This is a genomic window from Thermus hydrothermalis (genome assembly GCF_022760925.1).
GTDB lineage: Bacteria > Deinococcota > Deinococci > Deinococcales > Thermaceae > Thermus > Thermus hydrothermalis.
In genome coordinates this window covers 23,584-49,085 of sequence record NZ_JAKTNT010000003.1, presented here as the reverse complement: position 1 = coordinate 49,085, position 25,502 = coordinate 23,584, and the positions used below count along the sequence as shown (strand labels likewise).

Genomic DNA, 25,502 nt, shown 5'->3' with positions numbered 1-25,502 from the left:
TATCAAAGGTTAACCCCCACGGGGCGCAACACCCCTCCCTTAGCCTTGCCGAAGTCCAAGGGGAACTCCCCCGACCCCGTCCGGAGGACCACTAGGGCCAAGGGCCGGTCCTCCCCCTCCCACGCCACCCCCTCCCCCGTGGCGAAGGCCAGGGCCCTAGGGTCCTCCGGCGCCAGGGCGATCCGGGGAAGCCCAGGCCAAGGCAGGGTGGCCCCAAAGGCCAAGGCCAGGGCCTTGGCGGGGCGGAAGCGCCCCTTCTGCGCCAGGCCCAGGTAGAGCCCCGGGGCCGGGGCCTTGAGGCCCGCTAGGGAAGGCAGCCCTTCCGGCAGGAGGTAAAGGTGCCCGGCCCGCTCCAGGATGGGGCCTTCCAGGGATAGCCCCGCCTCCTCCAAAAAGGCGGTAAGCGCCCGCTTGGCCTCCTGGGAAAGGGGAGGGACCCGCTCCAGCCTAGGGGTAGCCCAGGCCCCCTCCACCCGGCGGAAGCGGGCGAGGAAGTGGCCCTCGCCCTCGAGGCGGTGGGGCCAGAGCCGGGCGGTCTTGGCAAGCTCGGGGTTGCCATCCCCCCACGCTGGTACTCCGGGGGAGAAGAGGGGGTGGAAACGGGCATCCTCCAGAAGGAAGTCGGGGTGCGCCTTCAGGAAGTGGGCCACCACCCCCTCGTTCTCTTCGGGGGCGAAGGTACAGGTGGAGTAGACCAAAACCCCCCCGGGCCCCACCAACCGGGCCGCCTGGGCGAGAAGGGCCTTCTGCACCTCGCTCGCCCGCTTGGGCGCCGAGGGCCCCCAGTGGCGGATGGCCTCGGCGTCCTTGCGGAACATGCCTTCCCCCGAGCAGGGGGCGTCCAGAAGCACCCGGTGAAAGTAGGCGCCTAAGGCCTCCGCCAGGGCCCGCGTGGGCGCTTGGACCACGCCCAAAGGGGCCCCCCAGCGCTCCACGTTCTCCAGTAGCCCCCGCACCCGCTTCCCGTCCACCTCGTTGGCGAGGAGGAGGCCTTCTCCCCGCATCCTCGCCGCCAGGTGCGTGGTCTTCCCCCCAGGGGCCGCCGCCAGGTCCAAGACCCTCTCCCCCGGCTTCGGATCCAGGAGCACCCCCACCGCTTGGGCGCTGGGCTCTTGGATGTAGTAAAGGCCGGCGTAGAAGAAGGGGTGGGGGCCGGGCCGGGCCTCCTCGGGGTAGTAGAAGCCCTCGGGGCACCAGGGGATGGGCCTAAGGGGCCAGGGGGAGATCCTCAGGAAGTCCTCGGGGGAAAGCTTCAGCGTGTTCACCCGAAGCCCATAGCTCCTCTCCCCCTGGGTGAGGACCCGGAGAAAGGCGGGAAACTCCTCCCCCAGAAGCTCGGCCATGCGGGAGAGGAAAGCCTTCGGCAACACCCGTGTACCCTAGCATGGGCAAGCCCCTCCCCTCAAGGCCGTAGACTGGTCCCGTGATCCGGGCCGTGGGCGCCGACCTGGTGGAGATCGCGCGGGTGCGGAGGCTCCTTGACCGCCACGGGGAAAGGGCCCTGAAGCGGCTTTTCACCGAGGAGGAGCTCGCCTACGCCCTCGCCCGCCAAGACCCCACCCCAAGCCTCGCCGCCCGCTTGGCCGCCAAGGAGGCCTTTCAGAAGTGTTGGCCCAGGCCCCTTTCCTGGCGGGAGGTCTGGGTGGGCCTCGAGGGCAGGCGGCCCGTCCTCCGGTTTGCCCCGGGCCTCGAGGCCGAACTCCAAAAAGAAGGCCTCCGCGCCCACCTCACCCTAAGCCACGAGCGGGGCATGGCCTTGGCGGTGGTCATCCTGGAGCTCAAGGTACCAACCGCAGAATAAGGGCATAGCGGTACATCTCTCCTCGTCCAGCCGCCAAGGCCCCCTGGACCATGTTCCATAAGGCCACCACCACGAGCGCCAGGCCCAGCGGCACGGCCAAGATCAAGCCAACCACCGTAATGGCTAGCAGAACCAAGGCAACGCCATACAGGGTGTAGCTAATCTGGCCGTTTAAGGCCTCCTTGGCGTGGGCCTGCACAAAAGCGGTTTGGGGCCCCCAAAGGAGGATGGCCAAGGGTACCAAGATCTGGCCGATGAGGACAAAGTACCCCACCAAAGGCGCCAGGTGAGCCACCGCCGCCCAAGTCCGCTCCGTATCCGAAACAGGGGTGGGTTGTTCCATGCGCCCATTCTAAGGCCACCCCTATAGAAAGCAAGTCCCTGTTATTCCGCCTCTTCCCGGATACGGATGGGCCCCTGTTTCTCCGGCCTCAGGCCCACCTTGTCCTGGTAAAAAGCCCGGATCTCGGCGAAGTCCCGCTTTAAGTCCCCCGTGGGGTAAAGGTACCCACCGATCCCCACCTCCTTCTTGCGGAAATCGGCATACCCAAGGGCAATGGGCACCCCCGCCTTCAGGGCCATGTAATAAAAGCCCGTGCGCCAGTAGGGGGCCTTCCCCCGGGTGCCCTCAGGAGTGATGAGAATGGCCAGGTTTTCCCGCTTTAGGATCTCCGCCACCTGGTCCACCAGGTTGCTCCGCCTAGAGCGGTCCACGGGTATCCCCCCTAGAAAACGCAAAAGCCATCCCAAGGGGGGCCGGAAAAGCTCCTTCTTGCCGAGCCACCGGGCCCGAATCCCCAAGGCCCAAAGGGCCAGGATTCCGATGAAGAAATCCCAGTTGGAGGTGTGCGGCGCCCCAATGAGCACGTAGCTCCCCCCTGGGGGCGGGGGCATGTGGTAACGCCATCCGAGAAGCCGGAGCACCCAACCTGCTAACCTTCGCATCCCAAAGAGTATACCCCCTGTGGTAAACTGGAAGAAGGCGGGGTGGGGCTTCCCACCCTTCTTTCGTGGGGTAAAGATGCACAAAGTCGTCATTGTAGGCCGGCCCAACGTGGGCAAATCCAGCCTTTTCAACCGCCTCCTGGGCAAGCGGAGTGCGGTGGTGGCCGATGTGCCCGGGGTCACCCGCGACCTGAAAGAAGGCGTGGTGGAAACGGAAAAGGGGCGCTTCCTCTTGGTGGACACCGGGGGGCTATGGTCGGGCGACCGGTGGGAGAAGAAAATTCAGGAAAAGGTGGACAAGGCCCTAGAGGACGCCGAGGTGGTCCTCTTCGCCGTGGACGGCCGCGCCGAGCTAACCTCGGCGGACCACGAGGTGGCGGAGTACCTGCGCAAGAAAGGCAAGCCCGTGATCCTGGTGGCCACCAAGGTGGACGACCCCAAGCACGAGGCCTACCTGGGCCCCCTTTACGCCCTGGGCTTCGGCGACCCCATCCCCACCTCCAGCGAACACGCCCGGGGCCTGGACGACCTCCTGGAGGCCATCTGGCAGAAACTCCCGGTCAAGCAGATAGACACCGAGCCCGAGGTGGCGGCCATCCGCTTGGCCATCGTGGGCCGCCCCAACGCCGGCAAAAGTAGCCTCCTCAACGCCATCCTCGGCGAGGAGCGGGTCATCGTTTCCGAGGAGCCCGGCACCACTCGGGACGCCATAGACGTGGAGTTCTTCTTTGGCGGCAACCGCTTCATCCTGGTGGACACCGCCGGCATCCGCAAGCGCCCGGAAAGCCTGGTGGAAGAACTGGCCATCAAGCGGAGCCTAAGGGCCATTGAGGAGGCGGACGTGGTCCTCCTGGTGATTGACCCCTTCCAGGTGGGGGACCGGGAACTAAAGCTCGCCAACCACGCCATGGAAAAGGGGAAGCCCACCCTCCTGGTCATCACCAAGTGGGACCTGGTGACCAAGGAGGAAGCCCCCAAGGTCCGCCGGGAACTCAAGGAAAAGCTCGCCCACCTAGAGCACCTGCCCCGGGTTTTCACCTCCGCCTTCACCCGGCAAAACTTGGACAAGATCTTCCGGGAAGCGGTGCGCCTTTACGAGCTCAACCACACCCGCATCCCCACGGCGGAGCTTAACCGCTTCGTGGGCGTCTGGACCACCAAGGTGCAGATGCCCAACTTCAAAGGCAAACCCCTCAAGATCCTCTACGCCACCCAGCCGGAAGTGGCCCCGCCCACCTTCGTCTTCTTTGTGAACCACCCCGAGTTCGTCACCCGCGCCTTTGAGAACTACTTGAAAAACCGCATCGGCGAGGACCTGGGGCTTAAAGAAATCCCTTTCCGCCTCATCTTCCGCGGCCGGCGGGAAGAAACCTAGGCTCAATCCCTAAGCCTTCCACCCCACGGTACCCATCTGGGCTTTAGCGCACCGGGGCGAGGAGGAGGGCCAGAACCGCCAGGCCCATCCCCACCCCCACCGCCAAGGGGAAGCTGTGGAGGAAAAAGGGGTAAAGGAGGCCCGCCAGGGTCCCCCCGAGGTAGAAGCTCGCCACGTAGGTCCCGCTCACCCCCGCTCCCCGCCGTCCCGCCGCCCCCGAGGCCAGGCTCTGGGCGGTGAAGAGGGCGGCCATCTGGAGGACGAAGCCCAGGACCAGAAGGGGCGGGGGCAGGAGGAGAAGGGCTAGCCCCAGGAGGACCAGGAGGAAGGCCAGGCGGAAGGTGGCCACCCCTCCAAACCGCCGGGCCAGGACCCCGGAAAGGGCGCTTCCGGGAATGCCGAAGAGGTAGGCCAGGTAGACCAGGCCCACCTGGCCAGGGCCAAAGCCCCACTCCAGGAGGCGGTAGGGGAGGAGGTTGGCGAGGAAGAGGTTCAGAAAGAGGAGGATGGCCCCCACGGCGTAGAGGGGAAGGGCTTTTAGGTCGTACCGGGGCTTTCCCAAGGGGGGAAGGCCGGCGGGGGCCCGGAGGACGAGGAGGCCGAGGAGGAGGGCGGGCAGGGAAAGGAGGAAAAGCGCCCCCCGCACCCCAAGCCCCTCCGCCAGAAGCCCCGCCAGGACCCGGCCAAGCCCTCCCCCAAGGACGTTCCCCGCCATGTAAAGCCCCGCCATCTCCAGGGCCCTCTTGGGGTAGAGCACGGGGACCAAAGCGATGGCCAAGGCGGGCACCAGGGCCGCTCCCACCCCCTGGAGGAGGCGGCAGAGGGTCCAGAGGGAAAGGCTTGGGCTAAGCGCCCCCAAGGCCCCACCCAGGCCCACCAAAAGGAGCCCTCCCCCCAGGAGCGCCCCCGCGGGCCACGGGAGGCGGGGCACCAGGGGGGAGAGGAGGACGAGGAGGAGGAGGGGAAGGCCCATCCCTGGTCCCGCCGCCCCTGGGGGGGCGCCGTGGAGCCTTTCCAAAAGGGGCAGAAGGGGGACCACGGCGTAGAGGGCGCTGTAGAGGGCCACGCCGGAGAGGAGGACGGCCAGGCGCATCCCCCTTATGCTAGGCCCATATGCGGGTCCTCGAGGTGGCCCTGCCCCTCCCCCTTCCCCCCATGAGCTACCTGCCCCCCTTGGGCGCCGAGGGGGAGGAGGCCTTGGGGCGGCGGGTGGCGGTGCCCTGGCGGGGGGAGGTGCGGCTTGGGGTGGTGGTGGGAGAAGGAGGAAGGCCCGCCCACACCCTGCGCCACGCCATCGCCTACCTGGACGAGGGTCCTTACCTGCGCCCGGAGGAGATCCTTTTCCTGGAGGAGGCCGCCCGCTACCTCTTCGCCCCTTTGGGCCAGGTGCTATCGGACTTCCTGCCCCCCTTCCCCGAGGTGCGCCACCGGGTGCGGCTCTACCCGGGGGCGGACCCAAGCCGCTTGCCCAAGGGCCTCGAGGCCCTAACCTCCTGGCAAGACGCCAAGGGGTTTGACCCGAAGCTTCTGGACCCCTTGCGGGAGGCCGGGCTTTTGGAGGAGGAGGTGGCCTTCAAGGAGGGGAAGAGGGTCTTGAGGCCCCTTAAGGAGGCCCACCCCGACCCGGAGCTCAACCGGGTGCTCCAGGTGCTCTCCTCCCTCGGCCAGGCGGAAAGCCTCGCCGCCCTGGCCCGGGCAGCGGGGGTGGGGGTGGGGCGGGTGAGGCGGCTTCTGGCGGAGGGGTACATGGGCTACGCCCCCCCTTCTCCCCCGCCCCGGGAGGGGAGGCCCGTGGCGCCCCTTTTCCTCCCCGAGCGGCCTGGCCGGCTGAACGGGGGGCGGTTCGGCGAGCGGGTGCGCCTCCTCAAAGGGCTCCTCGCCGAGGGAGACCACCTGGTCCTTTTCCCCGAGGTGAGCCTTTTGGAGAGGTTTTTGGCGTATTTCCCCGAAGCCAGGCCCTACCACGGGGGGCTTCCCCTCTGGGAGCGGGAGGCCCTTTTCCGGGAGCCGAAGGGCCTCATCTTCGCCACCTACCCCGGCCTCCTCCTCCCCTTCACCCCGCGCTCCTTGGTGGTGGTGGAGGAGGGGAGCGAAAGCTACAAGCTCCCCTCGGGCACCCGGGCCTTCGTGCCCCCCTTGGCGGAGATGCGGGCGAGGCTTTTGGGCATACCCCTCACCTACCTCTCCCTGGTGCCCTCGGTGGAGGTCCTGGAGCGCCCGGGCCTCACCTTCCCCGTGCCCAAGCCGCGGCTTCTCCTTTTGGACCTGCGGCGGGAGAAGGGTTTCCCCCTGGTGGGGCGGGCCTGGGCCCTCCTCAAACAGGTGGAGGAGAAGGGGCGGCAGGCCCTGGTCCTCGCCCCCCGCAAGGGGTATAGCGCCCTCCTCCTCTGCGCCGACTGCGGTTACAAGCCCACCTGCACGAACTGCGCCCTCCCCTTGCGCTACCACAAGGGGGGAAAGGGGAGGCTCTTGTGCCACCAGTGCGGCCACGAGGAGGCCCCGCCCGCCCTCTGCCCGGTTTGCGGCTCCACCCTCTTGGAGCCCAAGGGGCCGGGGTTGGAGTGGCTCCAGGAGACCTTGCGGGAGCGGCTTGGCCTACCGGTCTACCGCTACGCCAAGGAGGCCAAGGACGACCTCGCCCCCCTCCTCCAGGGGGCGCCGGGGGTGGTGGTGGGGACCACGGCCCTCCTCCGGGGCCCCGTGCTCCCCGAGCTCGCCCTGGTCCTCCTGCCCTACGCCGAAGGGTTCTTGCTGGAGGCGGACTTCCGGGCGGCGGAGCGGTACCACCGGCTCCTCTGGGCCCTCACCGAGCTCCGCCCCGGAAGGAGGCCCCTCCTGGTCCTCCAGACCTACCACCCGGACCACCCCGCCCACCAAGCCCTCCTGGAGGGGAGCGTGGAGGCCTTCCCCTGGGCGGAGAAGGCCCTGCGGGAGGCCCTGGGCTACCCGCCCAAGACGCGCATGGTGAAGCTGGAGGTGGCCCACCGCAAGGAGGAGCGGGCCTTGGAGGCCGCCTACGCCCTTTTGGAGGCCCTGAGGGGCGTGGCCCGGGAAGGGGAGGTCCTGGGCCCCGCCCCGGCCCCCGTGCCCCGGGTGAAGGGGCTTTACGTCTACCATCTCCTCTTGAAGGGGAGCACGGAAAGGCTCTCCGAGCTCCTCGCCCGCCTGGACCGCCGCCATTTTAAACTGGACCCTGACCCCCACCGCTTCGTGGGTCTTTTGGACGACTAGGATGGAAAGGGCCTGGATAGAGGTGGACCTAAAGGCTCTTTGGGCCAACTGGCGCCTCCTTTCCGCAAGGGCCAAGGGGGAGGTGATCCCCGTCCTCAAGGCGGACGCCTACGGCCACGGGGCCTTGCCCGTCGCCCGCTTCCTCTTGGAAAGGGGGGCGAAGCGGGTGGCGGTGGCCACGGTGGCGGAGGGGCGGGCCTTGCGGGAAGGGGGGGTGGAGGGGGAGGTCCTCCTCCTGGGAAGCCTCCACCCCTTGGAGGCGGAGGAGGCCCTAAAGTGGGGCCTCACGCCCACCCTCTCCACCCTCGAGGCCGCGGAGGCCCTGGCGGGGCGGGCCAGGGCCTTGGGGCTTACCCCTAGGGCCCACCTCAAGGTGGACACGGGGATGAACCGGGTGGGCTTCCCCTTTGAGGAGGCCCTCCCTGCCCTAAGGGCGGTGGAGGCCTTGGGCATCCGGGTGGAGGGGGTCTACAGCCACCTGGCCACCGCCGGGGAGGATGCGGCCTTCGTGGAGGTGCAGCGCCGCCGCTTCCAGGAGGTGCGAAAGGCCCTTGGGGAGGGCTACTTCTACCACCTGGAGAACTCCTATGGCCTCCTCCTCCACGGGGGGGAGAACGTGCGGGTGGGGCTCGCCCTCTATGGCCTCGTTCCCGGCTTTGGGCTAAGGCCCATCCTCCGCCTCCTCGCCCGGCCCACCCTGGTGAAGCGGCTCAAGGCAGGGGACCGGGTGGGGTACGGGGGGGAGTACGTGGCCCGGGGAGGGGAGTGGCTCGCCACCCTGCCCGTGGGCTACGCCGACGGGCTTCCCCGGGGGGCGGTGGCCTGGGTCAAGGGGCCCTCCGGGGCCCTCTGCCCCGTGGCGGGCCGGATCTCCATGGACCAGACCACGGTCCTCCTCCCCAGCCCCGTGGGCCTCGAGGCGGTCTTTGAGGTGCTCTCCGCCGACTTCGGCCCCACGGGGCTCCTGGCCTGGGCCGAGGCCCGGGGCACCATCCCCTACGAGGTGGCGGTCCACCTCTCCCGGAGGCTCCCCCGCGTTTACCTTTACGATTAGCCTGTGCAGGCGGTGCGGCTTTTCCAAGGGTACCTCTGGCACCCCAAGGAGGCCTCCTGGGACCTGAAGGCCCTCCTCCCGGGGGAGGTCCTGGGAGCGAGGCTCCTCCTGGACGAGGTTCCGCCCCCCACCCCTTTCTTTGAGGACGGCACCCCCACCCACACCCAGCGCTTCTACCAGCTCACCCTTCTCCTCCTCACGGAGGAACCCCCGGAGGCCCTGAAGCCTTTGGCGGAGGAGGCGGCCCAGGCCCTGGCGGCCCACCTGGAGGCCCTCCCCCCCGGGGTGGGGTGGCTCCTTCTGGAGGACCTCCGCCCCCTTTAGCGCCGCCGGAGGAGAAAGGCGAGGAGGAGGGAAACCCCCCCGAGGCCGAAGGCGAGGAGGCTTTCCCGCCTTAGGGCGAGGCCCTGGGGCCGGAGGGGCTTGAGGAGACCCGTCTGGTAGGCCGCCACCTGCTCCAGGGGCCTTTCCGCCAGGAGGTCCACCACGGGGGGGCTTCCCGGGGGGGCCGCCAGGGTCCAGCCCCCCCCTTCCAGGCTTGTGGGCCGCAGGTACCAGGGCGCAAAGGGGTCAAAAAGCCCCACCGCCCCGTAAAGGCCGTACTTCCCCGGGGGAAGTCCCGCGCTCAAGGCCACCCACTCCCCTTCCCGCCAGGCCCGCACCCCTTCCCGCTCGCCTTTGGGCGTGCGCCTTTCCGCCCCGAAGCCCGTGAGGAGGTAGGCCACCTCCCACCCTTCCCCTTGGGGGGTGTTCAGGCCCGGGAGGAGGGTTTCCTCCCCCCCTTCTTCCGTATCCAGCCAGAGGACCACCGTGGCCAGGCTAAAGCCGAGGGGGCCCTCGAGGGGGTTGGGGTAGCGGGCGAGGCGCACCTTGAGGACGAGCTCCCCTTGCCTGTCCTCCCCCGCCACCGCCAGGAGGTCCGCATACCCTTCCCCCGCCTCCTGGAAGAGCGCCGCCCGGGGGTAGAGGTAGGCAAGGCCCCGGTCGTCGCCCAAGGGGTCTTGGTAGAGGAAAAGCACGCCCACCTTTATACCAGGCTTAAGAGGGCCCGCACCACCTTTTTGGGGTCGTGTTGGGCCAAGGGGCCCTCTTCCCGGAAGTCCCCCGTGAGGACCCGCACCCCATCGGCGGCGAAGGGCCTCGGGTCAAAGGCCACGGGGTAGCGGCCCTCCGCAGCGTAGCGCCTTAGGACCTCCTCCGGGATGGGGGCGGTGTGCACCAGGACCACCTCGGGCCGCCGCCCCAGGTGGTAGGCCACCGCCTTGTAGTGCTCGTAGGCGGTGTAGCCGTCCGTTTCCCCGGGTTCGGTCATGAGGTTCACCACGTAGACGAGGGGGGCCTTGGCCTCCTGGACCGCCTTCTTTAGGGGCTTGGGGAGGAAGCTTGGGATGACGCTCGTGTACAGGCTTCCTGGGCCCAAAACTAAAAGCTCCGCCCGGGCGATGGCCTCGAGGGCCTCCGGCATCGCCTCCTCCGGCTCGGGCTCCAGGAAGACCTCCCGGATCCGCCCCCGCCTTTCCCGGATGGCCACCTCCCCCACCACCTCCGCCCCGTCCTGGAAGCGCGCCCTTAAGCGCACCGCCTCGGGGGTGGCGGGGAGGACCTGGCCCCTAAGGTTCAGGATGGCGTTGGCCTCCCGCACCGCCTCGGCGAAGTCCCCCGCCACCTCAAAGAGGGTCACCAGGAAGAGGTTGCCGAAGGTGTGCCCCCTAAGCTCCCCCCGGTCAAACCGGTGGGCGAGGAGCTCGGGGAGGGCGGGGTGGTCGGAAAGGGCGGCGAGGCAGTCCACCAGGTCCCCCACCGCCGGCAGGCCATAGGAGAGGCGGAGCCGTCCCGTGGACCCCCCGTCGTCCGTCACCGCCACGAGGGCGGTGGTGCGGGCGGTGTGCTCCTTGAGGCCTCTTAGGATGCGGGATAGCCCCGTGCCCCCGCCAAAGGCCACCACCTTGGGGCCCTGTTCCAGCCTGCGGCGCACGTAGACCCTTTCCGGCACCTCCTCGGGCTCGGTGAAGGCGGAGAGCATGCTCCGGTTCATGGCCCAAACCCCCAGGACGCCGAGGAAGAGCCCCCCGAGGAGGAGGCCCCAGGGCCAGGGGCCCTCTAGGCCCCAGGAGGGCAGGAGCTCGGAAAGCCCAAGCCCGAAGAGGAAGACCCCGAGGAGGGCGAGGAGGGCGAAGCGCTTCACCCGCATCCCCGGGTAAAGCCAGCGCAGGGAGGGGGGGCTAAGCCTCCTTCTCCACATCCCGGTGGGTCACCTCCACGCGAAAGCGGCCCGAAAGCTCCTCCGCTAGCCTCTCCGCCACCGCCACGCTCCGGTGCCGCCCCCCTGTGCACCCCACGGCCACGGTGTAAAAGGCCCGCCCCTCCGCCTTCGCCCCTTCCGCCGCCAGGCCTGCCACGGTGAGGAGGGCGCGGTAATAGGCCTCCAGGTCCTCCCGGAAGACATAAGCCTTCACCTCGGGGTCCAGGCCGCTTTTGGGCTTGAGGATGGGGTCGTAGTGGGGGTTGGGGAAGGGGCGCACGTCCAGGACCAAATCCGCCTCCTGGGGCGGCCCCCATTTAAAGCCGAAGGAGAGGAGGCGCAGGGTAAAGCCCGCCTCCTCGCCCAAAAAGCGCACCAGGGCCTCCTTGAGCGCCCGGGGGGAGAACTCGGAGGTGTCCAGGACCAGGTGGGCCTGAGCCCTTAGGCTTCCTAGGGCCTTCCTTTCCTCCTCTATCTCCCGCATGAGGTTCCCCGCCCCCAAGGGGTGGAGGCGGCGGGTGAGGTTGTAGCGCCTCAGGAGCACCTCGGGGCGGGCCTCGAGGAAAACCACCACCGGCTTAAGCTCGGCCAAGGCCTCCTCCAACTCGGCGAAGAAGGGCAGGGCCCGGGCGTCCAGCACCACCCCGGCCCGTTCTATCCCCCTAGCGGCGAGCTCCTCTAGAAGGGGCTTCCAGAGGCTTGGGGGGAGGTTGTCCACCATGAAGTAGCCGAGGTCCTCCAAAAACCCCTTGGCCGTGGTCTTCCCCGCCCCAGAAAGCCCCGTGAGCACCAGGAAGCGCATCCCCCTGACTATACCCGCCTCCGGAGCCAGAGGTTGAAGAGGGCCATGAGAAAGAACCCCGGGAGCCCCACCACCCCGATGAGGAGGTCGTGCGTCCTCTCCACCGCCACCAAGGAAAGCCCCGCCACGGCGTTGAGCGTGCCGTGGAGGAGGGCCGCCGCCAAGAGGCCCCCCTTTTCCCGCACCCAGAGGAGGGCGGGGGTGAGGAGGAGGGCGAAGAGGATCATGGCGGGCACGCCCAGGAGGGGCTCCTTGGGGTAGTTGTGCCCGGCGAGGACGAGGGGAGCGTGCCAAAGCCCCCAGTAGAAGCCGATTTCCAGCGTGGCCGGCCAAAAGCCCCGCTCCCGGAGCCTTTCCCAAAGGTAGCCCCGCCAAAAGAGCTCCTCCCCCAAGGCGGCGAGGAGGTTCACCGTGGCCCCGGCCAAGAGCCCTTGGAGGAGGGCCATGGCCCAGAGGGCCCCTTCGGGAAGCCCTGGGGCTAGGCTTCCCAGGCCCCGCCAGGCCCCGAAGGGAAGGCTTAGGGGGAGGGAGAGGAGGGTGAGGCCCACGGGGAAAAGCCAGGCGAAAAGCCAGTACCGGTTGGGCCTCAGGGAGAGGGGAAGCCTCAGGCCTTCCCTTCGGGCGAAGCAAAGGGCCACCAGTCCGGGGACCCACATATAGAGAAGGCCGAAGAGGGCCTTTTCCCAAGAAGGCCCCCACCTACCCCCAAGGAGGTAGTAGGCGAGGAAAAGCCCCCAGGAAAGCCCGTAGGTCCAGTAGAGGGCCTTCATGGCGCCTTCCAGGAAAGGAGGGGCGTGGGGTCCAAGGGGTTTAGCAAAAGCCCTTTCCCGTCCTTCAGGAGGAGGAGGACCCCTTCCCCCCGCCTCGCCCCCACCAGGGCCTCCACCGGGCGCCCCTCCAGGCGGAGCCTCCTCCGGTGGTAGCCGGGCATGGCCGCTTCTCCCTTCCAGGCCCACCAGGGGAGGGCGTAGGCCAAGGGGCGCACCGCCTCCACCTGGGCCCGGTGGACCACCCGCCGTCCAAAGGGGAGGTGCACCGTGAGCGTGTTCCCGTCTAGCTCGTAGTACAAGCGTTCCGGAAGGCGGGAAACCGCATAGAGGAGGGCCGCCGTCAGGGAAAACTCTAAAAGGAGGAGCGCCGCCAAAAGGGGCAGGCCCTCCGGGTCCTCTTGGGCCATGAGGAAGAGGGCCAGGGCGTGGAGGAGGAGGGCCAAGGCCAAAAGCCCGAGGAAAAACCGCCTAGGGTTCCCTTCCCGTTTCGGCTCCATCCTCATCCTTCCACCTGCCCGCCCGCCTGGCCGCCTCCTTCAGGAGATACTCTATCTGGGCGTTCACGCTCCTAAGCTCGTCCTGGGCCCACTTCTCCAGGACCCGGTAGAGCCTTGGGTCCAGGCGCAACAAAAACCGCTTCTTCTCCTCCCTCACCCCGCTCCTTCAAGCGTACAAGGTGCCCACGTTCACCACGGGCTGGGCCTGGGCCTCGGCCACCAGGGCCACCATGAGGTTGTTGGCCATGGCCGCCCGCCTTTCCTCGTCCAGGGCGAGGCCCTGGGCCTCGAGGCCCGCCAAGGCCTCCTTGACCATCCCCACCGCCGCTTCCACGATGAGCTTCCGCGCCGCAACCACCGCCAGGGCCTGCTGCCGCCTCAGCATGGCCTGGGCCACCTCGGGGGCGTAGGCCAGGTGGGTGAGCCGGGCCTCTAAGACCTCTACCCCCGCCACCCTCAAGCGCTCCTCCACCTCGGCCTTGAGCTCCTCGGCCACCTCCTCGGGGTTACCCCTAAGGGAGCGGCCCTCGGCGTCGTAGGGGTAGCGGCTCGCCAGGGCCCGGATGGCCGCCTCGGCTTGGATGGCCACAAAGGCCTCGTAGTTCTCCACCTGGAAGAGGGCCTTGGCCGTGTCCACCACCCGCCAGACCACCACGGCGGCGATCTCAATGGGGTTGCCCTGGGCGTCGTTCACCTTGAGCCGGTCCGAGATGAAGTTGTGGACCCTTAGGGAAACCCGTTGCCGCTTGGCCAAGGGGTTGGCGAAGTGGAAGCCCTCTTCCCGCACGCTCCCCACGTAGCGGCCCAGGAAGACCAAGACCGCCCCCTCGTTGGGCTGGAGGGTGAAGAGGCCCATGGCGAGGAGGCCGCTGGCAAGAAGGGCGGGAAGGAGGTGCCAGAGGTAAGCGGGCTCCCTTTCGCTCACCCAGCCGTACCCCGCCCACCCGAGCCATAGAAGGGCCAAGAGGAGGAGGAAAAGGCCCAAGAAGCCGCTAACCCGCCACGCCGAAAACTCTTTCACCTCGCGCATGCTTGCTCCTTTCTAGTTCCTGAACACCACCTCTTCCCGGGCGAAGACCCGCACGGAAAAGCCCAGGGCCAAGGCGGCGTAGGCCAAGGTGGAGGTCCAGGTGAGGGCGGCCTGCCCCCAGGTGGCCGTTCCCTTGAGGAGGGCGTCCATGAGGAGGGCCACGTTGAAAAGGGGAAGCAGGTGGTACCAGGTTTCCAGCTCCAAGAAGCCCCTAAACTGGAGGAAGAGAAGGGGTAAAAGGGCGATAAGCTGCAAGGGGGCCAGGTAGCTCTGCGCCTCCTTGTAGCTCCGGGCGTAAAGCCCCAGGCCCACCATCACCGCCCCCATGAAGAGGGCGAGGAGGAGGGCGGAAAGGAAGAGGGCCAAAAAGCTTGCCCCGTCCAAAGCCACCCGCCCCCCCAGGTCCACCACCTGGCCCGTTTCCGTGAGGACACCCCCGCCATAGCGGGCGGCCAGGGCCCCGCCCAAGGCCAGGCCCAAAAGCCCCGCCACCCCAGAGAGCAGGGCCATGACCACCGTGGCCAGGGTTTTGCCCAAGGCGATCTGCCAAAGGGGTGCGGGGGCCATGAGGAGGGCCTCGAGGGTGCCCTTCTCCTTCTCCCCGGCGGTGGCGTCCACCGCCACCACCTGCCCGCCGGAAAGGACGAAGACCACCAGGAAGAAGGGGAGGAGGAAGCCCAAAAGCCCCCCGGCCTTTTCCCGCTCGGGGGAGGCGTCCAGAAGCTCCACCCTAAAGGGTTGGAGAACCTCTAAGGGAACCCCCCGCCTCGCCAGGGCCTCGGCCACCTTGGCCTCCTTGAGGGCCGCTAGGGCGCTTTGCACCTTGCCCGCCACCACCTGCCCCTCCGTGAGCCCCCCGGATAGCCGGGCGTAGACCCGATAGACGCCCTCCCGGTAAAGGACCCCGGCGGGGTACTTCCCCTCCCGCACCGCCCCTTCCGGGTCCGCCACGGCCACCGGGGCCAGGTTGGCCTGGCGGAGGGCCGAAAGCGCCTCTTCCGGAAGGCCGGCCACCGCTATCTCCTGCCGCTTTTCCGCCGCTCCCTTCATGAGGCGCTCTAGCACCAGGCTCGGCCCGAACATGAAGACGGGCATGAGGAGCACGGGCAGGACCAAGGTGGAAAAGACGAGCTTTCGGTCACGAAAGACCTGGACGAGCTCCTTCCAGAGAATGCGGTAAATCCCCTTCATGCCGCCTCCTTCACCACCCGGATGAAGGCCCGCTCCAGGCTCCCCTCGCCCAGGGCCAGGGCCTCGGCCTTGGTGCCCTCATAGACCAGGCGGCCCCGGTGCAAGAAGCCCACCCGGTCCGCCACCTCTTCCGCCTCGGCCATCACGTGGGTGGAGTAGACCAAGGTGTTCCCCAGGTCCCGGTAGGCCTTGACGAAGTCCAAAAGGGCCCGCCGGGCGAAGATGTCTAGCCCCGCCGTGGCCTCGTCCAGGAGGAGGACCGGGGGGCGGTGCAGGATGGCCCGGGCGATCACCACCTTCTGCTGCATGCCCGTGGACATCTCCATCACCTTCTTGTCCAGGGCTTCCTCCATCCCCAAAAGCCCCGCCACCCAATCCAGGGCCTTGCGGAAGGCGGGGCCCTCGAGGCCGTAAAAACCGGCGAAAAAGGCCAGAACCTCCCGCCCAGTGAGGCGGTCATAGACGCGCATGCCCCCGTTCACAAGCCCAAGCCTTTGCCTCACGGCAAGGGGCTCCCGCCCCACGTCAAACCCCGCCACCCGGGCCGTGCCCGCCGTGGGCTTCACCAAGGTGGCCAAAACCCGCAGGGTGGTGGTCTTGCCCGCCCCGTTGGGGCCGAGGAGGGCGTAGACCTCCCCTGGGTTTACCCGGAAGGAGAGGTCCTCCACCGCCCGGTGGGCGCGGTAGGCCTTGGTCAACTGAAGGACTTCAATCATATAGCAAGATGATATCACACCTCCGCGCCCTGTCAACGCCATAATGGGAGGAGGATGAAGGCCATGACCTTCTGGGTGAAGCCCCAGAGCTCCATAGAGGCCTTGCCCGAGGCCAAGGACCTGGTCCAGGACCTCTTGGAGCTTTTCTATGAGTACTTCCCCGAGTACGAGGGCTGCCTGGGCTTCTCCCAGTCCCCCAGGCGCCCCCGTTACCTCTTCCTTTACATGGAGGGCCCTTGCGGAGGACTTCTGCCCTCCGCCGCCTCCTTCCTAAAAGAGCTTCTCCAGACCGCCTTCCCCGGGGCTGAGGTGCGGGTCTACGGCAAGCCCTGGCCCTAGCGCCGCCTCTTGACGAGCCAGGCCTCTTCCTGCACCCCCGTGCGGGCGTTCACCACCCGGGCCAGGACAAAGAGGAGGTCGGAAAGCCGGTTCAGGTAGCGGATGGCCTCGGGGTTCACGGGCTCCTCCCGGCTCAAGGCCACCACCTTGCGCTCCGCCCGGCGCACCACGGTGCGGGCCAGGTGCAAGGCCGCCGCCGCCGGGTGCCCGCCGGGCAGGATGAAGCCCGTGAAGGGAGGGCTTTCCTCCATGTAGCGGTCAATGGCCTTTTCCAGGGCCTCCACGTCCTCTGCGTCCATGCGGGCGATGTTTTTTTCGTAGGGACTACCCATACGGGTGGCCAGGTCCGCCCCCAGATCAAAGAGGGCGTTTTGCACCTGTTCCAGAAGGTCCTGGAGGTCCAGGTGCTCCTTTGGGAGAAGGCTCCGGGCCAGGCCGATGGCGGAGTTGGCCTCGTCCACGGTGCCGTAGGCCTCCACCCGGGGGTGGGCCTTCACCACCCGTTCGGCCCCGTAGAGGCCAGTTTCCCCCGCATCCCCGGTTTTGGTGTAGATCTTCACGGATTCCATTGTAGGGCTTCGGCTTCAAAAGAGGGGCGGGATCTCTCCTTGGGTGGAGGCTTGCGGCTTCGCCGCTCAGGTTCGGGCCTCACGGTACCCAATCCTTAGGGGCCGCGCGAAACCCGTGGCCCAACCCTACCCCTTTAGGGTGTTTGGAAGTTACGCGCAAGGCAACCTCATCAGAGGCGCTACAGCCGCTACCGCCGCTCCCTTCGGTACTTAAAAACCCCTATAGGCTCTTGGCAAAAATGTACCTGGAGGGATTGGCCCACAACAGGTCTTGAACCTCCAAGCCCCTTGCGCTATCCTAGAGCTTGCGTGCGGGGGCGATTAGCTCAGCTGGTCAGAGCGCACGCCTGATAAGCGTGAGGTCGGTGGTTCAAGTCCACCATCGCCCACCACGATGAGAAAGGTCAATCCCCCGGGTGGCGAGGCCCGGGGGATTGACCTTTGACACCTACACGACACCTAATAGCCGGTCACCAGGTGGTAGATGAGGTAACCCACCGCCGCCCCGAGGAGGGCCGCCATGGCCCCGGCCGCCCAGGGGTGCCGCTTCGCCCACGCCAGAAACTGCCCCGAGATGGTGAGGCCCGTGCGCCGCACGGCCAAATACTCCACCACGGCCAACCAGGCCGCAAGCCCCACCAAAAAGAGGAGCCACCAGGACAGGCCGGCCAGGGCGAAGGCCAGCCCCAGAGTCGCAAACATGAGGAGGATGCCCCAAGGAAGCTGCCTCATACTCTCAACTCGGAGTATTGGGACGCCCAGGCCAGGATCTGGTTCACATAGGCGTCATTGCGCTGGCCTTGGCGGTAGGCGGAAGGCCCCCGGTTGTAGGCGTGGAGCACATCGCACCACGTGGGAAACTGCCCTTTGAGCCAAGCCAGATAGCGGATCCCCGCCGCCGTGGCGTACTGCACCCGGGCCGGGGTGGGCATGTTGAGGAGGAGGGTGGGGTCCATGCCTACTTGCCGCATCGCGCACGGCTTAGTTTGCAGGGGCCCGATCTCGGACCCCGAGGCGCAGGTGGCCCCGTTGTTGCTGATCTGCAGGGAGTGCTGCACCCGATCTACGAGGGGGTTGAAGGAGGACTCCCGCCGGGCTAAGGCGGTTACCAAATCAGGGGGCACCCCCATCCCTTCGGCCTGGGCCAGGGCCCCGGCCACGATTTGGGCCAGGGTACGCCCCCCGCAGTCCCCGCAGGACTGCCGGGCCAGGGCGGGGTTGACCTCCAGGATGCGGGCATAAATCCGATCAACCAAAGCCCACCGGTCCTTGTCCAAGGGCGGGGGCCCGGGGGGAGGATAAGGGCAGGCGCTTCCAGGGCCAGGGGTTCCCCCACCCCCACCGCGCGCCGGGCCCGCCCCGGCCCGCGCCAGGGCCAGGACCCCGAGGGCCCCGAGGGCCCACAGGACCCAGCTACCCCTGCCGTTTCCTGCCGTCTTCCGCCCCATGATGGCTCCGAGTCCTGAGCCGCCGCCCCCGGTTCAAGGTCAAATAGCCGCCCCCCACGTACCAGGCGAAGGCGTGGATGTCCCCATACCGGGCAACCGCGCCCCTTATCTCGCCTCCGGGCACGTGGCGAAAATCACGCCGGGCCAGGGGGAAGATGCCTGCCACCAACAGGGGTACGCCCTGCGGTGGTGGAAGGGTGAAAGCCCTGTTGGCCCATCCGCTTGGGATCATCACGGTCCCCAGGTAATGGTGAACTCGCCAATAGTCAGCTTGTAGAGGTTCGTCTTTGTAATCTCCTGGCCAGAGTTGAGGACAAAGCGAAAACCGCCGCCCCACGCCGGCCCGAGCCCGATGGTGCGTATGGTACCATTGCCTTCGTTGCTGAAGAAAGTAACCGGGTTCGTTTGCCTCCGCCGGGAGTTTGGGGTGTACTCCTTGACGCCAGGCCATTTATTCGCGAGTGGACTGGATGTTGTTGTGCTAGCATAAGCAGTCTCCATGGTAACGGAGAGCAGATAGACTTTCTTGTCCCATGAAGGGTCGCCCATGCTGTTTACGACTTGGCCCGTCATGGCAACCTCAACAGTTACCAAATCCGGGAACGGCGCCCAACCGCCCCCCGCGGATAGCGTCAAAACCGCGAGGCCGCTCCTTATTCCGATGCCGCTGATGTTTATGGACACCGGAACTGGAACTACTGGCGAAAGGGTGATTCGGGTTTTGTAGATAAGGCGAAGGCGCTGGTCGGAGGCAAGGGAAATCACAATCGGGTTGCCGTTCCCGTCCCGGAACAGCTCGCGGCTCATCAGGTTGCCCCCTGCGGTACCTACCGGGCTGAAACCCCACTCCGTCAGGTTCCGGTTGCCAACCTCCGTTTCCAAGAACTCCCGCACAACGGTTTGTTCGTAAACGCCGTTCGCAACCCTGGTATAGGAGAACGTCCCAGAGGTGGACCCTGTGTCGTTCCTGATGGTCCGCGCCACTTCGTTTGCCAACGCCAGCTGGCTAGGGTCCGGAGGTGTAGAGCCAGTACCGACGACTGCATAGCGCGTCAAGAGGGTTATGCCGTGGACGGCCATGAGCTCATAGGCATTGTTGAGCACGATGTTGTGCTGCTCCGCCTCCATGTCCACCACCCAGCGCTTGCGCCTGCCGCGCCCGCCGGGGCCGAAGCTGAGGTCCTCCTTGTAGCGTCCGACTTGCCAATGCAAGTGCTGAGGCTGGAGCCGCACGCCCGCTTGCGGTGGCGGCGGGAGGAGTGGACGCACGCGCACCACCGAGACAACCGGGACAACCTTGCCAGCATCATCGGGCTTCCAGAGCTTGCTCATCTGACACCTCCTCACGCTGGTTCGTAGCTCCCCGTGGTAGGAGCGGAAAGGGTGGCCGTACCCAACAGGTCAGGACTGGTGTAGCCGGGTTGCGTTGTAGTGTCCACCACAACCACCGCCAGGTAGTAGCTTCCCGTGGTGGGGGCACTTAGGGCGGCCTGGCCGATGGCGTCCACCCCCAGGTCGTAGACCAGGACCACGGGCACGAAAGCTCCTGTAGTGGGGGCGCTCAGCGAAGCGGTGCCCAAACCATCGGTGCCCAGGTCCAAGGTAATGACGATGGGGATGTAGGCTCCTTCAGTAGGGGCGCTGAGGCTGGCCTGGCCCAAAGCATCCGTTCCAACATCTTGGATGATGACGATGGGGATGTAGGCCCCCTGCGTGGGGGCGGCGAGGGCGGCCTGGCCTAAGGCATCTTCCACCCGCACGGGATATATCTCGGACCTTAGGACGTAGCCGGTGGCGTCTAGGGCGCTGACCAGGCTCCCCAAGAGCTCCACCTGGTAGGGCAGGGCCACGGCCTGGTCCAGCACCACGGGCTGGTCAAAAATCTGAATAGTGTGGGCTGTGGCGTACAGCTCCCGCTGAACCCGCATGACCAGACTCGTGCGGTCGGGAGACAGGTGGAAGAGAAGCACGTCCGAGTCCGGCGGGTAGTAGCCCACGGTGGCGTCCTGGATTAAGACAGGGTCCACGCCCGGGAAGGGGCCGCGCTGAACAAAGGTTTGGGTCACAGGATCCCACTGCCGCACCCATACCTCCTCCTCCCGCTCGTAGGCCACCACGTGCCGGGCGGCCTGGTCAAAGGCCAGGGCCAAGTGGCGGATCTCCTCCACGGGGTGGGGAAGGGGAGGCACCTCCACCTCCACCCACACGGCCACCTCAGGCCCCCGGGGGTCGTTCAAGGGCCAGGGGCCTTCCCCGGGCACCTGGGCCTGGAAGAGGCGGAAGCGCCGCTCCACGCGGTCCAAGAGGCCGGCCCAGGCGTAGCCGTAGAGGGTGGCATAGGAGCCGTCCCCAGTGTCCCCCATGCTCCGGGGGCCGGGGGCCAGGCGCAGCTCCGGCGCGTATGTGGTTCCTCTACGGTAAACCTGCGCCTTCAGCGGCATAGACGCTCACGCCTCAGGGTGTCCAAGTACCTCTGCCGGTAGGGCTCGTACTGGCTCATTAAGTCGTAATGGGTCTTGCACTCTCCGTTGACGCAGCCCCAGATTTTTTCCACTTCGCCACGTATGTAGCGTGTCAGCCCCCAGTAGGGGAGGTTCAAAACAATTCGCCCATCGCTGACGTGGCGCACGGTGTTAGTGGCCTCGTCAAAATACAAGGCACCAGGAGAGTACCCGGTGGCCACGGCAGCGGCCTCCTCCCATATCCGGGCCCGCTCCTCACGTATGCGGGGCAGCTCATCAGCGCACGATGGCGCAGTGGCGGCTATGGCCTGGTCCAAGGTGCTCGTGCTAGTGGGCTCAGGCTGAGACGCAACAGGCTGGGAGGGCTGAGGAGCCGTGGAAGGAGCGGGGGCAGGCTCAGGCGCAGGCTGGGGCTTGGGAATGAGGGCCCTTAACTCCTCAAGGAGCTGCTTGCGCCAGTCCTCCGTCAAGGGGGCGGGAGGCGTAATGGGCTGAGGGGCCGTGGAAGGAGCGGGGGCGGGGGCAGGCTCAGGCTGAGGTTTAGGTATCGCCGCCTGCAGGTCCTGCCGCAAATCCTCTATGAGCTTCCGCCGCCAGTCCTCGAGGTCCACCGAGATAACAGCGGGAGGCTGAGGAATAAAGACGGGTTGAGGGGCAGTAGGTTGAGGGGCCGTAGCAGGAGCGGGCTGAGGGGCAGAATCCCCACGCCTCTGCTGACGCAGAGCCCAAACCGCAGCCGCTCCGCCTCCTAGCACCAGCGCTGCCAGCACATGCTTCGCCTCCATACCTCCTCCTACTGCATCAGGATCTGCACGGCCACGGGCCCTTCACCAACGTCCGAAACCTCCAAAGCCTCCACTAGGAAGGTGAGGTCTAGGGCGGCGGCGGGCATGAGCACATAGGGCCCCACCCGCCCAGAGCCGTAGCGGAACCACAGGGCGGCTTTGGCATCCCCGATGTTGACCAGGTGCCCCCTCGTGGCAGGCTTGCCAAGAAGACCGGTCACGTCCACCATCGCCACCCGCCCCACCTCGGGAGCGATCTGGGCGATGAGGGGAAGCCGGGCCGGGTCATGGCCCAGCACGTCCCGTTTAGGGCGGCCAAACTCGTATTCAAGGATGCGTTGGATGGCGGCCAGCTGGTCCTTCAAGCACGCCATATCTGCCCGCATCTCGCCCATGGCCTCCTGCAGGCGGGCAGGCAAAGCCGCCAAATCTTCTTGCTTTATGCCCAAGAGGTTGAGCATGTCCCTCCTCCTTGCCCCCCAGCCTGGCCGCCCTTGCCCAGGTTTTCAAGGGCGGGCCGCACCACAAAGGCCCCCAGGAGGGCCACCAGGACCAGGTACACCGTGGCCACCCCGAGGGCGATGCCCACGCCCTGCTTGTAGGACTGCCAGAAGGACACCTGCATGCTACTCCTTCTTCCCCACCAGGGCCCCCACCAGGGCTAGGACCAGGAGGAGGCCCACCCAGATCAGGGCCCCACCCACCACGAAGCCGGCGCCAAAGCGAAGGCCGTCACCGAAGTTCAGGTTCACCGTCCACCTCCCGCCTTTTGCTCCATGCCCATAGCCCGGATGCGGGCCAGGGCGGCCTCAATCTGCCGCTGGGCGATGTCCCGAGGCAGGCCGGGGGCCATCTGCTGCAAGGCCTCCATGGCCTCCCGGAGTTTGGCTTCCGCTCGGGCGGAAGGGTCGTACTGGGTCCCCACCTTCCGCCAGCGCTCCTCGGTGGCCAGGACCGCCTGCTCAGCCAGCCGTGGCACTCTCTCAGAAAGCCACTTCTCATAGTTGCTGAAAACCAAGCGGATGGCCGCCGCGAGGACGGGCCCCACCACGGGGATGGCGGAAACCGCCCGCACGATGAGCCCCGAGAGAAGGGCGATGAGCCCGGCCGCGAGGAGGGCCTGAACGAGCCACACAAGCCAGACCTGGCCCTCAGGAAGAAGGTCATGCAGGTTCACACCATCACCCCCAAGCGCTTCACCCCACCCCTACCCTCGCAGTCGCAGGGGGTGGGGGCAATAGAGCCGTCCTGGCACGTGGCCAGCACCTGCGGGCAGATCCGATCGGAAGGGGGGGAACCCTGGGAAGACTGCCCGCCCTGAGCTTCCCCCCTTCCCCGCCGGGCCAGGGCGTACCCCGCGTACGCCCCGGCCGCCACCGCCACCGCCACGATCCAAGCGCCCTGCATCCGTCACCTCACCTCACCAGAGGGGCACCACGGGCAGAGGGGCGGGCCTGCCCACATAGGCCGGGTTGTGCCAGCCGCAGAGACTGGGGGCCACCCGGCAAAGGGCGTCCTGCCCCAAACCGCCCAGCCCAAAGGGCGGCTGCCCGCCGAAGTCGTCCACCACCACGGGAGGGGTTTCGGTCTGGGCCGGGGGAGCTTCCGACTGCTTCGGCGTCTGCCCGGCGGTAGCCTGCCCCTGCCCCTTGGTCAGCTGATACGCCAGATAGCCGGCCACGCCAAAGCCCAAAAGGGCCAGCAAAAGCGCTCTACTTTCCATCCTCTTTCACCTCCCTGAGCCGCAGGCCCTGCCGGTAGGCCTGGGCTTCCATGGCATTCACAACCCGGGAAAGGTAGTAGGCCTGCCGGCGGCCGTTCTCCTCTATGCGGGAGAGGCGTTCCCGCATCTCGGCCATGTCCCTGAACACGAGCTTGAGGAACGCCACAAAGGCCACTGCCCCCAGGCCCATGTCCAGGACGTCCTTCCACTCCATCAGCAGAACACCCCCTGAGCCTCTAGATCGGAGATCCGGCGCTCCAGGTCCGCGATGGCCGCCCGGGCGGCATTGGCCTGGTCCTGCGCCCGCGCATATTGGACCCGCAAGGACTGGATCTGCTGGTAAGCGTCAGCGATCTGGGCGTTGATCCGCTTTACGTCTTCCCACGTGTCGTCCCAGGCCCCTCCGGGCTTCAGCTCGTGGATGCGCAGCGATAGGCCAGAGCCGGTTTTGAGATGCGTGAGGCATGCGCTGTTCGCCTGCTGGTTTGTGGTGGTGCCGGAAACCGTGTACCACTCGTTCCAGGAGCAGACCGGCCACCCGTTGCAGTTGTATTTAAAGGTGGGATCCTGGGCGTAGACGCGGCAAACCTCTTCCGCCTGCCGCTCAATCTGCCGCATTTTGGCCTCAGCATCGGCGAGGAGGTCTTGCTGCTGCTTGAGCCGCATGCGGTAGTCGCTTAAGAGCTGGCAGAAACTGGCCCGGTTGTCACTCTGCTTCACCCCGGGGTGCTGAGGCAGATCGGCCGCCACCGAGTCCACCGCCTTCTCCTCTGCCTTTGGCCGGGACCGGGAGAGGTAGTAGACCCCCACCGCCCCCAGCCCCAGACCGGCCAGCCCCGCCACCACGGGCCACCTCACGCTTTCACCCCCTTTTCCTCTCGGGATCCCAGCCACACGGCGAGGCCTACCAGGCCCGCCCCCGCCCCAAGGAGGAGGAGGCCCTGGGAGGCCTGAAGGGCCTTGTAGTTGTAGTAAATCCTGGTGCGCTGGGTTTCCTGCTGCCAATAGGTTGTGTCACGGACGGCCCCCACCTGGGCCTCCACGATCCTGCCCAGCTCGTGCCACTGCACGATGGCGGCGTCCACAAGATTTCTGATGGAGCGTTCCCGGGATTGGGCCACTTCCTCCACGGCCCGGGCCTGCCGGTCGGCCCCCAAAAACCCGAAGAAGCCGCCCAGCACGTTTCCAAAAAATCCCAGAAGGGGCTCCATTCCACCTCACTCCTTCAGCAGAATCACCACGAGGAGAAGCACCAAGAGCCCCCCCAGTACCCAGACCCACGCAGAGGGTCCCGCCGGCTGAACCTGCACGCCCGTGGGCTGGGCCGCAGCCCGGGCCGCTTCCGCCTGGGCCTGGGCGAGCTGCAGCTGGTACTGCAGGCGCTCCTGCTCAGTCAAGATGTAGGGGTCAATGAAGCTAGAGAGTTGACCCAGCCCGCTCAGGATCTGGGCCCAGAGGGGGGTGTCCCCGGCGCTCCCGGGGACGCCCCCCGTGAGGGGCATGGTGTAGGAGTAGGAAAGGCCGAACCCAGAGGACCCCGAACCCCCGGAGTCCAAGAGGGTGTAGGGGGGTGTGTACCCCGAAAGGCTGGGGAAGTAGGACTCGGAGAGGCCGAACGGCATGGCTCACCCCCCTCAGAGGCCGCCCCGGTTCTCCAGCTCAGCCAGGCGCAAGAGGCGGCCCTTGTCCAGCACCTCCACCCGCCGGCCCATGGCGGCGATCTGGATGTAGTGGCCGGCCCGCTCGTTCCAGACCATGGGCACCTGGGTGGTATAAACCTCCAAAAGGAGGCGGGTGCCCGGCACCAGCTCCACCTGCTGCGGCCAGGCCAGCATGGTCTCCAGGTTGTTCTGGTCCACGCTGTGCATTGTGCTAAAGCTTTGATTGAACACTGTAGCGATGGAGTCGTCCACCCCGCCCGCGTCCCGGGCCACCCGGAGGCGGAACTGCCCGTCAGCGTGGGTGTAGTAGACCTCAATGTCCTGGGTGCCGGTGACGCCGGCGGGCTCCACGAAGGTCACCTGCTGGTTGTTGTAGTCCACGTTGTCAATCTGGCACCGCTGCCACACCCCGCCCACCTTGGCCCAGACGGCCACGTCCGGGTGGTAGGTGGAAGGCAGGGTGGGGGCCGCCTGCTTGGTCTGAATGAGGTACGGCAGAGTGACGGTGCGGGCCTGGGCCGAAGCCAGGTTTTGGCCGGCGAAAACGGCCTGCCCCCTTAGATAGATCCTCAGGCGGCGCTCCCCGGCCAGGATGCGGAAGTGGGCCGTGTCCGGGGTGCGCATCTGGGCCAGGGCGAAATACTCATTGGGGCGGTAGGCCAGGCCGGTGGCGTCAAAGTCCTCGTTGTCAATCCACGCGAACTGCCACCCCGAGGCCTGGACCGCCGCCGGAGCGGGCCGCGCCGGCTGGGGCTGGGGCTGGGGCTGGGGCTGAGGAGTAGGGGAAGGAGCTGGGGCGTCCTGGAACACCCCGAGGCCCCTCCGAACCGCGTTGCGAAGGCTATCCAAGAGCGCCATAGT

36 protein-coding genes and 1 tRNA gene are annotated in these 25,502 nt (G+C 67.2%); 7 read left to right on the top strand and 30 right to left on the bottom strand.

Going from position 1 to position 25,502, the window contains the following annotated elements; all coding sequences use genetic code 11:
- Positions 1 to 2: 2 nt before the first annotated feature.
- Positions 3 to 1,370 carry a 16S rRNA (cytosine(1407)-C(5))-methyltransferase RsmF gene (gene rsmF / locus L0C60_RS02590; protein ID WP_243092476.1) on the bottom strand — a complete coding sequence of 456 codons (1,368 nt, stop codon included), beginning with the start codon at positions 1,368 to 1,370 and terminating at the stop codon, positions 3 to 5.
- Positions 1,371 to 1,423: 53 nt separating this feature from the next.
- On the opposite strand from rsmF, the gene L0C60_RS02585 reads away from it, so the two are divergent.
- On the top strand, positions 1,424 to 1,801 hold the full coding sequence (locus L0C60_RS02585) for a 4'-phosphopantetheinyl transferase superfamily protein (protein WP_234507454.1): 378 nt from the start codon (positions 1,424 to 1,426) through the stop codon (positions 1,799 to 1,801).
- On the opposite strand, the gene L0C60_RS02580 is transcribed toward L0C60_RS02585, so the two are convergent.
- A complete protein-coding gene (locus tag L0C60_RS02580) occupies positions 1,779 to 2,144 on the bottom strand; it encodes a DUF4870 domain-containing protein (protein ID WP_234507456.1) in 366 nt (121 codons plus the stop codon). The two genes, L0C60_RS02585 and L0C60_RS02580, sit on opposite strands and share 23 nt — an antisense overlap.
- 41 nt (positions 2,145 to 2,185) lie before the next feature.
- The gene (locus L0C60_RS02575; protein ID WP_234507458.1) at positions 2,186 to 2,746 is read right to left on the bottom strand and encodes a lysophospholipid acyltransferase family protein; all 561 of its coding nucleotides are present in this window, start codon (positions 2,744 to 2,746) and stop codon (positions 2,186 to 2,188) included.
- 76 nt (positions 2,747 to 2,822) lie between these two features.
- Between L0C60_RS02575 and der the strand changes: the two genes are divergently transcribed.
- Positions 2,823 to 4,121: a ribosome biogenesis GTPase Der gene (gene der / locus L0C60_RS02570; RefSeq protein WP_234507460.1), complete on the top strand. Its 1,299-nt coding sequence runs from the start codon at positions 2,823 to 2,825 to the stop codon at positions 4,119 to 4,121.
- Between the two features lie 43 nt (positions 4,122 to 4,164).
- Here der and L0C60_RS02565 read toward each other — a convergent pair whose 3' ends face one another.
- Entirely contained in the window at positions 4,165 to 5,214 is a 1,050-nt protein-coding gene (locus L0C60_RS02565; RefSeq protein ID WP_234507462.1) for an MFS transporter, read from the bottom strand.
- A 20-nt stretch (positions 5,215 to 5,234) separates the two neighbouring features.
- Here L0C60_RS02565 and L0C60_RS02560 point away from each other — a divergent pair, with 20 nt between their 5' ends.
- From L0C60_RS02560 to L0C60_RS02550, 3 genes are read left to right on the top strand one after another with little or no spacing between them, the layout of a single operon-like run.
- Entirely contained in the window at positions 5,235 to 7,352 is a 2,118-nt protein-coding gene (locus L0C60_RS02560; protein WP_234507465.1) for a primosomal protein N' family DNA-binding protein, read from the top strand.
- 1 nt (position 7,353) lies between these two features.
- Complete coding sequence (alr, locus tag L0C60_RS02555) at positions 7,354 to 8,406, top strand: alanine racemase (protein ID WP_234507467.1); 1,053 nt, start codon at positions 7,354 to 7,356, stop codon at positions 8,404 to 8,406.
- A 3-nt stretch (positions 8,407 to 8,409) separates the two neighbouring features.
- Positions 8,410 to 8,730, top strand: coding sequence for a DUF3208 family protein (locus L0C60_RS02550; protein WP_234507470.1), 321 nt, complete (start codon positions 8,410 to 8,412; stop codon positions 8,728 to 8,730).
- On the opposite strand, the gene L0C60_RS02545 is transcribed toward L0C60_RS02550, so the two are convergent.
- From L0C60_RS02545 to L0C60_RS02505, 9 genes are read right to left on the bottom strand one after another with little or no spacing between them, the layout of a single operon-like run.
- On the bottom strand, positions 8,727 to 9,425 hold the full coding sequence (locus L0C60_RS02545) for a glucodextranase DOMON-like domain-containing protein (RefSeq protein WP_234507472.1): 699 nt from the start codon (positions 9,423 to 9,425) through the stop codon (positions 8,727 to 8,729). The two genes, L0C60_RS02550 and L0C60_RS02545, sit on opposite strands and share 4 nt — an antisense overlap.
- 8 nt (positions 9,426 to 9,433) lie before the next feature.
- Positions 9,434 to 10,648 carry a gluconeogenesis factor YvcK family protein gene (locus L0C60_RS02540; protein ID WP_234507473.1) on the bottom strand — a complete coding sequence of 405 codons (1,215 nt, stop codon included), beginning with the start codon at positions 10,646 to 10,648 and terminating at the stop codon, positions 9,434 to 9,436.
- Positions 10,629 to 11,450: an RNase adapter RapZ gene (gene rapZ, locus L0C60_RS02535; RefSeq protein WP_234507475.1), complete on the bottom strand. Its 822-nt coding sequence runs from the start codon at positions 11,448 to 11,450 to the stop codon at positions 10,629 to 10,631. Before rapZ ends, L0C60_RS02540 begins: the two co-directional genes overlap by 20 nt.
- 8 nt (positions 11,451 to 11,458) lie before the next feature.
- Positions 11,459 to 12,220 carry a CPBP family intramembrane glutamic endopeptidase gene (locus L0C60_RS02530; RefSeq protein WP_234507476.1) on the bottom strand — a complete coding sequence of 254 codons (762 nt, stop codon included), beginning with the start codon at positions 12,218 to 12,220 and terminating at the stop codon, positions 11,459 to 11,461.
- Positions 12,217 to 12,717 carry a hypothetical protein gene (locus L0C60_RS02525; protein WP_234507478.1) on the bottom strand — a complete coding sequence of 167 codons (501 nt, stop codon included), beginning with the start codon at positions 12,715 to 12,717 and terminating at the stop codon, positions 12,217 to 12,219. Before L0C60_RS02525 ends, L0C60_RS02530 begins: the two co-directional genes overlap by 4 nt.
- Positions 12,689 to 12,874 (bottom strand): type II toxin-antitoxin system antitoxin, encoded by a 186-nt coding sequence (locus L0C60_RS02520; RefSeq protein ID WP_234507480.1) that lies wholly within the window; start codon positions 12,872 to 12,874, stop codon positions 12,689 to 12,691. Before L0C60_RS02520 ends, L0C60_RS02525 begins: the two co-directional genes overlap by 29 nt.
- Before the next feature lie 9 nt (positions 12,875 to 12,883).
- The gene (locus tag L0C60_RS02515; RefSeq protein WP_234507482.1) at positions 12,884 to 13,747 is read right to left on the bottom strand and encodes an SPFH domain-containing protein; all 864 of its coding nucleotides are present in this window, start codon (positions 13,745 to 13,747) and stop codon (positions 12,884 to 12,886) included.
- Positions 13,748 to 13,759: 12 nt separating this feature from the next.
- A complete protein-coding gene (locus tag L0C60_RS02510; protein ID WP_234507484.1) occupies positions 13,760 to 14,938 on the bottom strand; it encodes an ABC transporter permease in 1,179 nt (392 codons plus the stop codon).
- On the bottom strand, positions 14,935 to 15,654 hold the full coding sequence (locus L0C60_RS02505; protein WP_234507486.1) for an ATP-binding cassette domain-containing protein: 720 nt from the start codon (positions 15,652 to 15,654) through the stop codon (positions 14,935 to 14,937). Before L0C60_RS02505 ends, L0C60_RS02510 begins: the two co-directional genes overlap by 4 nt.
- Before the next feature lie 54 nt (positions 15,655 to 15,708).
- Between L0C60_RS02505 and L0C60_RS02500 the strand changes: the two genes are divergently transcribed.
- Positions 15,709 to 15,993: a hypothetical protein gene (locus tag L0C60_RS02500; RefSeq protein WP_234507488.1), complete on the top strand. Its 285-nt coding sequence runs from the start codon at positions 15,709 to 15,711 to the stop codon at positions 15,991 to 15,993.
- On the opposite strand, the gene L0C60_RS02495 is transcribed toward L0C60_RS02500, so the two are convergent.
- Positions 15,990 to 16,553 carry a cob(I)yrinic acid a,c-diamide adenosyltransferase gene (locus L0C60_RS02495; protein ID WP_234507489.1) on the bottom strand — a complete coding sequence of 188 codons (564 nt, stop codon included), beginning with the start codon at positions 16,551 to 16,553 and terminating at the stop codon, positions 15,990 to 15,992. The two genes, L0C60_RS02500 and L0C60_RS02495, sit on opposite strands and share 4 nt — an antisense overlap.
- 324 nt (positions 16,554 to 16,877) lie before the next feature.
- Here L0C60_RS02495 and L0C60_RS02490 point away from each other — a divergent pair.
- Positions 16,878 to 16,954, top strand: a tRNA-Ile gene (locus L0C60_RS02490).
- 67 nt (positions 16,955 to 17,021) lie between these two features.
- Here the strand turns inward: L0C60_RS02490 and L0C60_RS02485 are convergent.
- From L0C60_RS02485 to L0C60_RS02415, 16 genes are all read right to left on the bottom strand, one after another.
- Entirely contained in the window at positions 17,022 to 17,294 is a 273-nt protein-coding gene (locus L0C60_RS02485; RefSeq protein ID WP_243092474.1) for a hypothetical protein, read from the bottom strand.
- Positions 17,291 to 18,010 carry a transglycosylase SLT domain-containing protein gene (locus tag L0C60_RS02480; RefSeq protein ID WP_243092473.1) on the bottom strand — a complete coding sequence of 240 codons (720 nt, stop codon included), beginning with the start codon at positions 18,008 to 18,010 and terminating at the stop codon, positions 17,291 to 17,293. The genes L0C60_RS02485 and L0C60_RS02480 overlap by 4 nt, the downstream gene beginning before the upstream one ends.
- Positions 17,976 to 18,176, bottom strand: a complete 201-nt coding sequence (locus tag L0C60_RS02475; protein WP_243092472.1) for a hypothetical protein — start codon at positions 18,174 to 18,176, stop codon at positions 17,976 to 17,978. The genes L0C60_RS02480 and L0C60_RS02475 overlap by 35 nt, the downstream gene beginning before the upstream one ends.
- A 65-nt stretch (positions 18,177 to 18,241) precedes the next feature.
- Positions 18,242 to 19,342 carry a hypothetical protein gene (locus tag L0C60_RS02470; protein WP_243092471.1) on the bottom strand — a complete coding sequence of 367 codons (1,101 nt, stop codon included), beginning with the start codon at positions 19,340 to 19,342 and terminating at the stop codon, positions 18,242 to 18,244.
- An 11-nt stretch (positions 19,343 to 19,353) separates the two neighbouring features.
- Positions 19,354 to 20,451 (bottom strand): hypothetical protein, encoded by a 1,098-nt coding sequence (locus L0C60_RS02465; protein ID WP_243092470.1) that lies wholly within the window; start codon positions 20,449 to 20,451, stop codon positions 19,354 to 19,356.
- Positions 20,452 to 21,265: 814 nt separating this feature from the next.
- Positions 21,266 to 21,718 carry a hypothetical protein gene (locus L0C60_RS02460; protein ID WP_243092469.1) on the bottom strand — a complete coding sequence of 151 codons (453 nt, stop codon included), beginning with the start codon at positions 21,716 to 21,718 and terminating at the stop codon, positions 21,266 to 21,268.
- Positions 21,697 to 21,882 (bottom strand): hypothetical protein, encoded by a 186-nt coding sequence (locus L0C60_RS02455; RefSeq protein WP_243092468.1) that lies wholly within the window; start codon positions 21,880 to 21,882, stop codon positions 21,697 to 21,699. Before L0C60_RS02455 ends, L0C60_RS02460 begins: the two co-directional genes overlap by 22 nt.
- A 1-nt stretch (position 21,883) precedes the next feature.
- Positions 21,884 to 22,009 carry a hypothetical protein gene (locus L0C60_RS12770; protein ID WP_256464041.1) on the bottom strand — a complete coding sequence of 42 codons (126 nt, stop codon included), beginning with the start codon at positions 22,007 to 22,009 and terminating at the stop codon, positions 21,884 to 21,886.
- On the bottom strand, positions 22,006 to 22,434 hold the full coding sequence (locus L0C60_RS02450) for a hypothetical protein (protein WP_243092467.1): 429 nt from the start codon (positions 22,432 to 22,434) through the stop codon (positions 22,006 to 22,008). The genes L0C60_RS12770 and L0C60_RS02450 overlap by 4 nt, the downstream gene beginning before the upstream one ends.
- Complete coding sequence (locus L0C60_RS02445) at positions 22,431 to 22,664, bottom strand: hypothetical protein (RefSeq protein ID WP_243092466.1); 234 nt, start codon at positions 22,662 to 22,664, stop codon at positions 22,431 to 22,433. The genes L0C60_RS02450 and L0C60_RS02445 overlap by 4 nt, the downstream gene beginning before the upstream one ends.
- 13 nt (positions 22,665 to 22,677) lie before the next feature.
- The gene (locus tag L0C60_RS02440) at positions 22,678 to 22,980 is read right to left on the bottom strand and encodes a hypothetical protein (RefSeq protein WP_243092465.1); all 303 of its coding nucleotides are present in this window, start codon (positions 22,978 to 22,980) and stop codon (positions 22,678 to 22,680) included.
- A complete protein-coding gene (locus L0C60_RS02435) occupies positions 22,970 to 23,194 on the bottom strand; it encodes a hypothetical protein (RefSeq protein ID WP_243092464.1) in 225 nt (74 codons plus the stop codon). Before L0C60_RS02435 ends, L0C60_RS02440 begins: the two co-directional genes overlap by 11 nt.
- Positions 23,194 to 23,826 carry a hypothetical protein gene (locus tag L0C60_RS02430; protein WP_243092463.1) on the bottom strand — a complete coding sequence of 211 codons (633 nt, stop codon included), beginning with the start codon at positions 23,824 to 23,826 and terminating at the stop codon, positions 23,194 to 23,196. Before L0C60_RS02430 ends, L0C60_RS02435 begins: the two co-directional genes overlap by 1 nt.
- 8 nt (positions 23,827 to 23,834) lie before the next feature.
- Positions 23,835 to 24,191: a hypothetical protein gene (locus tag L0C60_RS02425; RefSeq protein WP_243092462.1), complete on the bottom strand. Its 357-nt coding sequence runs from the start codon at positions 24,189 to 24,191 to the stop codon at positions 23,835 to 23,837.
- A 6-nt stretch (positions 24,192 to 24,197) separates the two neighbouring features.
- Positions 24,198 to 24,602, bottom strand: a complete 405-nt coding sequence (locus L0C60_RS02420; protein ID WP_243092461.1) for a hypothetical protein — start codon at positions 24,600 to 24,602, stop codon at positions 24,198 to 24,200.
- A 12-nt stretch (positions 24,603 to 24,614) separates the two neighbouring features.
- A complete protein-coding gene (locus L0C60_RS02415) occupies positions 24,615 to 25,499 on the bottom strand; it encodes a hypothetical protein (protein WP_243092460.1) in 885 nt (294 codons plus the stop codon).
- Positions 25,500 to 25,502: the final 3 nt, after the last annotated feature.